Source organism: Rhizobium sp. 10PS4, assembly GCF_032464805.1.
Lineage (GTDB): Bacteria > Pseudomonadota > Alphaproteobacteria > Rhizobiales > Rhizobiaceae > Rhizobium > Rhizobium laguerreae.
Genome location: NZ_JAWDIW010000014.1, coordinates 258,893 through 268,033, shown reverse-complemented (window position 1 = coordinate 268,033; position 9,141 = coordinate 258,893). Strand labels below are relative to the sequence as shown.

9 protein-coding genes are annotated in these 9,141 nt (G+C 63.3%); all 9 read right to left on the bottom strand.

Annotation, left to right across the window (positions count from 1 at the left end):
* Positions 1-89: 89 nt before the first annotated feature.
* A complete protein-coding gene (gene ccmE / locus RWJ89_RS26380; RefSeq protein ID WP_131664332.1) occupies positions 90-542 on the bottom strand; it encodes a cytochrome c maturation protein CcmE in 453 nt (150 codons plus the stop codon).
* Positions 539-1,618 (bottom strand): c-type cytochrome biogenesis protein CcmI, encoded by a 1,080-nt coding sequence (gene ccmI / locus RWJ89_RS26375; RefSeq protein ID WP_316031687.1) that lies wholly within the window; start codon positions 1,616-1,618, stop codon positions 539-541. Before ccmI ends, ccmE begins: the two co-directional genes overlap by 4 nt.
* Before the next feature lie 78 nt (positions 1,619-1,696).
* Entirely contained in the window at positions 1,697-2,416 is a 720-nt protein-coding gene (locus RWJ89_RS26370; RefSeq protein WP_131664334.1) for a response regulator, read from the bottom strand.
* Positions 2,417-2,702: 286 nt separating this feature from the next.
* Complete coding sequence (locus RWJ89_RS26365; protein ID WP_131664335.1) at positions 2,703-3,368, bottom strand: Crp/Fnr family transcriptional regulator; 666 nt, start codon at positions 3,366-3,368, stop codon at positions 2,703-2,705.
* Positions 3,368-3,544, bottom strand: coding sequence for a cbb3-type cytochrome oxidase assembly protein CcoS (gene ccoS, locus RWJ89_RS26360; protein WP_131664336.1), 177 nt, complete (start codon positions 3,542-3,544; stop codon positions 3,368-3,370). Before ccoS ends, RWJ89_RS26365 begins: the two co-directional genes overlap by 1 nt.
* Positions 3,541-5,820 carry a cation-translocating P-type ATPase gene (locus RWJ89_RS26355; protein ID WP_131664337.1) on the bottom strand — a complete coding sequence of 760 codons (2,280 nt, stop codon included), beginning with the start codon at positions 5,818-5,820 and terminating at the stop codon, positions 3,541-3,543. Before RWJ89_RS26355 ends, ccoS begins: the two co-directional genes overlap by 4 nt.
* Entirely contained in the window at positions 5,817-6,302 is a 486-nt protein-coding gene (locus tag RWJ89_RS26350) for a FixH family protein (protein ID WP_131664338.1), read from the bottom strand. The genes RWJ89_RS26355 and RWJ89_RS26350 overlap by 4 nt, the downstream gene beginning before the upstream one ends.
* On the bottom strand, positions 6,299-7,867 hold the full coding sequence (gene ccoG, locus RWJ89_RS26345; RefSeq protein ID WP_131664339.1) for a cytochrome c oxidase accessory protein CcoG: 1,569 nt from the start codon (positions 7,865-7,867) through the stop codon (positions 6,299-6,301). Before ccoG ends, RWJ89_RS26350 begins: the two co-directional genes overlap by 4 nt.
* A 410-nt stretch (positions 7,868-8,277) precedes the next feature.
* Positions 8,278-9,141, bottom strand: a complete 864-nt coding sequence (gene ccoP, locus RWJ89_RS26335) for a cytochrome-c oxidase, cbb3-type subunit III (RefSeq protein WP_131664341.1) — start codon at positions 9,139-9,141, stop codon at positions 8,278-8,280.

The following is a 9,141-nucleotide window of genomic DNA, read 5'->3' as shown; positions in this document are numbered from 1 at the left end:
ATGACGACGGGCTCCGATCACCGGCACGATGGAGAGGATGAGCGCCGTGGCCAGCGCCAGCACCAGCGCGTAATGACCGATCTCGATGATCATTCCTTCGGCTCCCCGTGCTGCCACAGGCCCTGTTCCTTGAGCTTGTCCGCCACTTCCTTCGGAACATAACGCTCGTCGTGCTTGGCTAGAACCGTATCGGCCGAGAAGATCTGGCTCCCGGCTTCGAACGCTCCTTCCGTCACCACTCCCTGTCCCTCCCGGAAGAGGTCTGGAAGGATTCCCGCATACCTGACGTGCACGACCGCCCCGCCCGGATCGGTCACGGAGAACTCGACGGACGTCCCGGAGCCTCGGACGATACTGCGCTCTCCGACCAGACCACCCAGTCGAATCCTTGCTCCCGGACGAACGTCGCCGGAGGCCACGTCAGATGGCATGTAGAAATAGGCGATGGACTGGCTGAAGGCGAACATGACCAGCAGCACGGCGGCCAAGATGAACCCCATGCCGGCGCCAATTACCGCCAGGCGTTTCTGTTTGCGTGTCATTCCGCCTTTTCCTTGCCGATACCGTACTCGCGTGCCACCGCAATCAATTTCCTGCCGCTTTCGCCATCGGCTGCAAAGACTGCCAACGCGCGATCTAGCGCATCGGCTGCACGATCCATTTCGTTCAATACCGCACAGGAGCGCACGAGCCGCATCCATCCCTCGAAATTGTTCGGTTCCTCGCTAAGCTTGGCATCCAGGCTTTCGACCATGCCGCGGATTATCTGCTGCTGGTCGACCGGGGCGAGGCTCTGCGCACCGGCCAGGGTTTCGCCATTCCTCGCGATGTGCTCGTTGACGAGCGGCAGCCACGGCGCGCCGGGCGGCGAATCCTTGGCGATGGCTTCGAAGGCGGCCTTCGCCTCGGCGGTGTCGCCTGCTTGTTCGCTGGCGAGCGCCACATATTTCGCACGCGGATTGCGCGGCTGGAGCTCTAGCGACGCTTCGAGCGCCTGACGAGCCGCTGCGGTGACCGTGCCGTTGGAGGAAGCCAGCATCGCGTCGGCAAGCCCGTCCAGTCTGATTGCGCTCGGCCCAAGGAGCCGGATGGCATTTCGATAGGCCCTGTCCGCATCCGCGACGCGATTGGTGCGGAGATAGATCGGAGCGATGACGTCCCATCCCCGGCCGTCGTTCGGAGCCCGCGCAAGATGCTCTTCGGTCTTGCGAATCAGGATGGCGAGGTCCTGTCCCGGCTCGTCAAGCCTTTGTTGCAGAGCCTTCGACGGGAGTTCTGGAGAGCCGACCGCGACGTACGTGGAGATGCTGGCGATGGACAGAAACGCGGCGACGCTCAGCTTCAAGGCGACCGGCGACCGGGAGGAGGACCACTCGACGCGAACGGCATCGGCCTCGCGAAACAGCCTTCTGGCCGTTTCCGCTCTTGCCACTCGATGGTCGTCCGGAGCGATGCGTCCCGCCGCCAGTTCCCTGTCGAGTTCCTCAAGCTGGTCGCGATAGACTCGGGCGCCGTCCTTTGCGCCGTCCGCGACCGCCGGCCGGAACGAGGACAGCGGATGAAGGAGCGCGGCCGTGACGACCGCCGTCATGACGGCGAATGTAATCCAGATGATCATGGTTCAGGTTGCTCTGTTGCGAGGGCAACATAGCGTCTGCGTGGCACGGAACATTGACGCCAATCAATTACCCGCGCGTTAGGCAACGCGCCCGGTGAACACGTAGCCGACGCTCCTCACGGACTGGATCAGGGCCGGAGCCTTGGGATCCGGCTCGATCTTCTTCCGAAGACGCACGATCTGGGCGTCGATCGCCCTGTCGAATGCTTCTAGGTTTCGGTTCCGCGTCAAATCCATGAGAGTGTCTCTGGTAAGGACACGTCCGGCATTCCGCAGAAAGACGACGAGCATGTCGAATTCGCCCGAGGTCAAGGGAATGTCGCCGCCCGTCGGAGACGTCAGTTTCCGCCGGGGGACGTCCAGGACGAAACCTTCGAAACGAAACGTCTCGTCGGGAACCGCGGCCTGCGTCGTAGGCTGAGCCGCGCCGGCTCGACGCCGGAGGACGGTTCGCAAGCGTGCGAGCAGCTCCCGAAGGTGGAACGGCTTGGCGACATAGTCGTCCGCCCCGAATTCGAGGCCGATGACCTTGTCAGTCACGTCGTCCTGCCCCGTCAGCATGAGCACCGGGACGTCGGAGCCGCTTCGAAGCTCCTTCAGCAAGTCGAATCCGTTCTCGCCTCCCGGCAGCACGAGATCCAGAAAGATTGCGGCAAACGAGCCACGGGAGAGTTCGGATCGCATTCCAGCACCGTTTGCGACGGCAGTCACGCGGTAGCCGTTTTCCTCGAAGTAAAGAGCGAGCATCTGCCTTATCCGGGCGTCGTCGTCGACCACGAGAATGCGATCCGATTCCATCTATCAAGCCCCATTGCATGCCGGCATCAGACATAACGCAGGATTGCGCGGCGCGCCACCGTCGAAGTTGCGCCTTCCTTCACCTCCGACAAGAACCGTCGATTGGGAAACAGTACGGGCAAAGAGGCTGGGCGCATCAGAAGTCCTCCTACCGGACTGCCGGGGCCGCCGCGATGTCTCCCGTGACACGTACGATAAACCCGCGCTGGAGTAGATCCCGCACATGGTTGTCTGGCTGTCTGGCATGCAATGCCCGACATCTGCACACCAATTCTGGGGATGTCCGTCAGCAAAGCGTCCTGAGAAGGTTGACGTCGTCCACGGTCACCGTCCGCCCCCTGACGTCGACCCCGCGTCCCCCCAAGGTTGCGAAAGCGCGTGACAGCGCTTCCGGCGCGAGCCCCAGCTTTCCCGCCAGGATCCTCTTCTGGTAGGGGAGCCGGAAAGTGAAGCAGCTCGCTTCCGCAGGGCACCGACTCAAAAAGTAGTTGGCGACTCTTTGGGATGCGGTCTGCAGGCGGTCGGCCGCGACGCAGTCCAGCGCGGCAAGAAGGTGCTCGGACACGATGAGGGCCAGATTGGCAAGCAGCCGAGGGTGTCGAAGCGCAAGCTCGCGCAGCCCGGCCAGATCGAACGCTGCGACTTCGGTCGCCTCCGCGGCGAGAGCCGTATGGGGATGGACGCCGCCGCCGACAACGAGATGGTCGGCGAACATCTCTCCCGGTTCCAGCACGCAGATATCGGCTTCGCGACCGCTTAATTCCCTCTTCACGAGACGCACGAGACCGTGCATCAGGTAGAAGACCTCCTCCGCCGCCTGGCCTTCGCGGAATATCGCTTCACCGGCCTGGAACGCCCGAACCTCCACCAGCTCCTGCAGAAGTCCTGCCACCCCCTGGTCCAGCCCACGGAATATCCTCGCATCTCGGACAATCTGATTTCTGGCAAGCATCACGCTTCCTTCCCTCGCTCGAGGTCCGGTCGTTGGGGCTCGTCGTCCGCGATCGCCCGCCATGCGGCCCCCTCAAGATCCTCGTACTGGCCGCTCTTCAACGACCAGAGGAAGGCGGCGAGACCGACGCCTCCCATGAAGAGCGCGATAGGTATCAGGTAGATCAACATGTTCATGCGGGTCGCGCCTCCGTCTGCGGGACATGGACACCGGCGGCCGGTGCCGGAGCGCGTCTCATCAGGACGTTGAGGCGCAAGGCGTTGGTGACGACGATGATCGACGACGTCGACATCGCGACCGCCGCGACGAGAGGCGTCGCCAGCCCGGCGATGGCTATCGGCACGGCCAGGACGTTGTAACCGATGGCAAGCGCGAAATTCTGTCGGACGAGCGTCGCAGAACGTCGCGCGATTTCGACCGCCTGCGGAACGGCGTCGAGCCGGTCACCGAAGAACACGAGGTCCGCCGCGTGGCGTCCGATGTCGGAGGCCGTGGCCGGAGCGATCGACACGTGGGCTGCCGCGAGCGCCGGGGCGTCGTTGATGCCGTCGCCGACCATGAGCACCCGGTGGCCGCCCTTGCTCAGCTCCTGGCAGGTCTCGACCTTCTGCTTCGGGGTCAATTCCGCGAGAGCGCTGTCGATGCCCAGCTTGCGGGCCGTTGCCGCCACCACGTTCTCGCGGTCGCCGGAGAGCATTATCGTCTGGAAGCCGCCGTCGCGAAGACGTTTCACGGCCTCGGCCGCTCCCGGCCTGATCGTGTCCTCAAAGAAGAAGCGTGCGACGGCCCGGCCGTCCCTCGAGAGTACGACTTCCGAGAGGGTGCCGTCGACCTTCGTCGTCTCGCCGCCGCATGCAAAGGCCGAACTGCCAAGACGATACGTCGCCTCGTCACGCGTCGCCTCAAGCCCGCCGCCCGGCACCTCCACCACCCTCTCGAAATGAACGGGAGCAAGAACGGCGCTTCGGACGAGGGCCTGTGAGAGAGGATGCCTTGAGTGAACCGCCAGCCCGGCCGCGCAGGCGACGTCGGCATCGTTCTCGGCCTCGAAGGAAACGAGGCGGGGAGTTCCCATCGTCAGCGTGCCGGTCTTATCGAACGCGACGAGATCGATTTCCGACAGCCTCTCCAGTGCCGAACCGTCCTTGACCATGACGCCTCGGCGGAACAGCTCCCCGGCGGCGACGACCTGCACGACCGGGACGGCCAACCCGAGCGCGCAGGGGCACGTGATGATCAGCACGGCAACGGCGACGAGCATCGCCTGTTTCCAGTCGCCGCCCAGGAAGCCCCATCCCAGGAACGAAACGAGCGCCAGGAGATGGACGACCGGAGAATAGAGCGAAGCCGCGCGGTCGGCTATTCTGCGGTAGCGGGCTCTTCCTCCCTCCGCAGCCTCCATGAGCGCGATGATCTCCGAAAGAAGAGAATTCCTCGCGAGCTTCGTGGCGCGGACCACCAGCGATCCCGTCAGGTTCATTGCGCCGGAGCTCACGCAAGTGCCCCCGTGAACCGAGGCCGGGCTGCTTTCGCCGGTGACGATCGAGAGGTCGACTTCGCTTTCTCCCCTGACGACCACGCAGTCGACGGGGATGCGTTCGCCCGCCGGGATCGCAACTTCGTCGCCTACCACGATATCCTCGACGGCGACGAAACGCCGGGAGCCGTCCGGCTGAACAAGCAGTGCACCGCGGGGCGCAATACGAGCAAGACCATTGATGGCCGCTCTGGCCTTCTCACGCATCATATGATCCAGCGCCCGGCCGATCAGCAGGAAGAACAGCAACGAGACGGTCGCGTCGAACCAGGCGTGCTCGCTGTGATGCATGGTCTCCCAGAGGGATACCGCATAGGAGAGCGTCACCGCGAGCGAAATCGGCACGTCCATATTGGTCCGGCCATGCTTGAGCGCATTCCACGCCGACTGGAAGAAAAACCGCCCGGCATAGATCAAGGTGGGGGCCGCGATCAGCGCCGAAATCCAGTGGAACATGTCACGCGTCGCAGCATCTGCTCCGGACCAGACGGAAACCGACAGCAGCATGATGTTTGCGGCGGCGAAGCCGGCCACGCCGACCGCCAGGAGTAGCTGGTTGCGGGTACTGTCGTTCTCCGTCGCGACGGGCGTGAACAGATGGGCGCGATAACCCGCGCCGTCGATCGCTTCCAGTATACGCGCCGGATTCGTGGCCTCATCCTTTCCGCGCTCCGAGTAGACGCAGGTGACGCGCCGGGAGGTAAGATTCACCCTGGCCTTCTTCACGAAAGGCAGCGCCGTCAGCGCCTTCTCGATCGTCTGTATGCAGGCGCCGCAATGGACGTCGGGAACGCTGAGATCGAGCTGGTGCAGTCCTTCTCCGAGCGGGTGGCTTGCCAGCGCGACTTCCTCTGCACTGAAGGCCTTGGCACTCATCGCGAGCACCGCCTCCGCGTTCATCATGCAGCAGGTCATCGAACGAACTCCGCGGTGTCGAATCGCAGGGCTTCATGCAGGATGGTCATCCCGTCGCGCTTAGAAATCAGTTCGACGATCCAGTCGCCCGAAGGCACGTGGTGGTCGACCTCGAAGCGCCCTTCTGCGACCTTCTTCAAAGCGGCGGTGAAGTCCTCATGGTCGCCCACCGGCCTACGGAAAGCAGCGGTCACTTCTTCGGCGGGAGCGGGTGAACCGTCTCGATTGTGGAGGTTGTAGGTGAAGACGTTGCCACGTAGCGAAATGTCGCCCGAGACTCCGGTCGCCGCCATGGCCTTGATCGCGGATGCTTTCTGGTTGAACTGCTGGCTCGCCACGTAGGTGTTCTCGACCACGAGGCCACTCCAGCTCGCGGAGGCGAACCAGGCCATCGTCACGTTGACGGAGATTACCACGGCGAAGAAGGCGCATGTCGTCAGCAGCATGTGCCGGCCCGTGAATCCTTTGTCAGTTCTGCTCATTTTATGTCTCCGGGTGAATTGAAGGCCGCGCGGTAGGTGGCGCGGTCGGAGTGGTCTTCGTCTCCGATCACGAACAGGAACTCGTCCACCGAAGCGCCGGAGGGCCGGCTGGTCACGAAGACCTTGACGGTCGTCGCGACGTCGGGCGCTGCGTCCAGCACGAAGCTGCGCGCGTCCTCCTTGCCCAGTTCAGGGATGCGCATCGTCGCGCCCTCGAGTCCCGATATGGTCAATTCGATCCTTCTGGGCTTGGGCACCATATTGAGGATGCGCAGCGTATAGCCGTTGCGGATCGACCCGTCGCTTTCCAGAACGAACTGCGGATTGCGGTCGTGGACGACGTTGAGCTCAAGCCTGTCCCGCATGGCGAGGTGGACGATCATGCCCGCGCCGATCATGCACCACACCGCCGCATAGAAGACCACGCGCGCTCTGAAGATGATCCTCCAGTCGAAGTGCCTGATGCCGTCGACGAGCGACCCGTCCGGCCCGCGCACCCTGGAGGGCTGAACCGGCGTCCGTCCCCCGTCGGTCGCGATCGCCATGTTGTCCGCATACTCGCTGAGGGTGGCGTAGGCGATGAGACCTCGGGGCTTGCCGATCTTGTCCATGACGCCGTCGCAGGCGTCGATGCAGAGCGCGCAGGTGATGCACTCCATCTGCTGGCCATCGCGAATATCGATTCCCATGGGACAGACGGCGACGCAGACGTTGCAGTCGACGCAGTCGCCGACAGGCTGTCCCAGGGCCTGAGCCTTTTTGGAATACCGGGAGCGCTGCTCGCCGCGCCAGTCGTTGTAGGTGACGACGAGGGAATTCTCGTCTAGCATCGCACCCTGGATGCGCGGCCACGGGCACATGTACGTGCAGACCTGCTCGCGCATCAGCCCGCCGAGCACGTAGGTCGTCGCAGTGAGCGTCGCCACCGTCGCATAGGCGACCATCGGCGCGCCACCGGTGAAGAGCGACACGGCGAGGTCTGGAGCGTCTGCGAAATAGAAGATCCATGCGCCGCCGGTCACCACGCCGATCGCCAGCCAGATGGCATGTTTCACAAAACGTTTCCGAACCTTGCCGAACGTCCACTGGGCCGCATCGAGCTTCATCCTGGCGTTGCGGTCGCCCTCGACCCAACGTTCGACGACCAGAAAGAGATCGACCCAGACGGTCTGCGGACAGGCGTAGCCGCACCAGGCGCGACCGACGGCGGAAGTCACCAGAAACAGCCCGAAGCCGGCCATGACGAGAAGACCGGCCACGTAGTAGAATTCCTGTGGCCATATTTCGATGAAGAAGAAGTAGAAGCGGCGCGACGCCAAATCGACGAGGATCGCCTGGTCGGGCGCGTATTCGCCCCGGTCCCATCGGATCCAGGGAGCGAAATAGTAGATGCTTAGCGTGACCAGCATCACCAGCCACTTGAACCGGCGGAAGTGGCCTTCGGCACGCTTGGGGAAGATCTTCTTACGTGCAGTGTAGAGCGGCTCCCGGTTCCGGCGGGCGTTGACGGGCTCCGCGTTCACGTGCTCGACGTTGTTGGGATCCGAGGCAGTGTAAAGGTTCATTTGCCGCTTCCTTTCCGCCGAGTTCTCCCACCTCTCCGTCAGCTCGTCCTTGATTCAAATCAAGAACGGGGTCTTCAAAAAAACGGCCGCGCCGGAGAGGACGCGGCCGAGCAGGAGCCGCTGAACTGAGTGCGGCCACGCCTCGGAGGGTTTCGAGACGTGGCCGGGAGGAACTGCGGGGGAGATATCCGCTGGGACGTCCTCGATCGAATGTCTACCGGCTGGTCGTCCGATGGTCTTTGAGCGCAGTCAAACTCACCATCGAATTTCCGATTTTCTCGGGTTCTTCTCGCTCGCATTCCGGGGCTACGGGCTTCGCCCGAACGGAGACGCGCGAATGGACCACCGAGCGTGGCAGCCCGTAGAGTGCAAGCAATGGATCATGATCATGGCCGCTCATGTCGCACTCCTCACGTTCCACCGCCGAGCGAGTGCACGAACACCGTCAGCTCCTTCACGGTCGCCTCTCCGAGGCGGGACGCCCATGCAGGCATGACACCGTGCTTCGGCGCAGCGATCTGGCGGGCGATCGCCTCTTCGCCCTTCGCCTTCAACCAGATCGCGTCGGCAAGGTCGGGCGCTCCCATGTCCACCTTCCCCTTTCCGTCCTCGCCATGACACGCCGCGCAGTTGTCGAGGAAGAGCTGCCTGCCGGCTTCGGCGAGGGCCTGATCGGAAGGTTTGTTGGTCAGGCCCCAGACATATGCGGCCACCTGCTTCGTCTGCGTTGGGTCGAGCATGTCCGCGAAGGCGGGCATCTCGGAAACGTGGCTGTCCCCGTCGCCGTCGAAGCGGATGCCGTGGGCGATCGTCGTCTGGATCGACTGCAGGTCGCCGCCCCACAACCAGTCGTCGTCGTTGAGGTTCGGAAAGCCTGGACCGCCACTCGCGCCCGAGCCGTGGCACGGCGCGCAATTGACCTTGAACGACGAAGCGCCGCCGGCGATGGCGAACTCGCGCAGGGTTGGATCGGCGTCGATTTCCTCGACTGTCTTCGAGGCGATCATGTCATGGAACTTCATCTGGCCGGCCTTCGCTTGATCGAGATCCTGCTGGAACTCGGCTCGGGTCGAATAGCCCAGGTAGCCCTTTGTTGCGGAAGTGATCATCGGTATGGCGGGATAGGCGATAGCATATCCGATCGCCCAGAGGATCGTGACATAGAAGGTCCACACCCACCAGCGCGGCATCGGATTATTCAGTTCGCGGATGCCATCCCACTCGTGTCCGGTGGTCTCGACGCCGCTGATTTCGTCAATATGCTTTTCCGACAT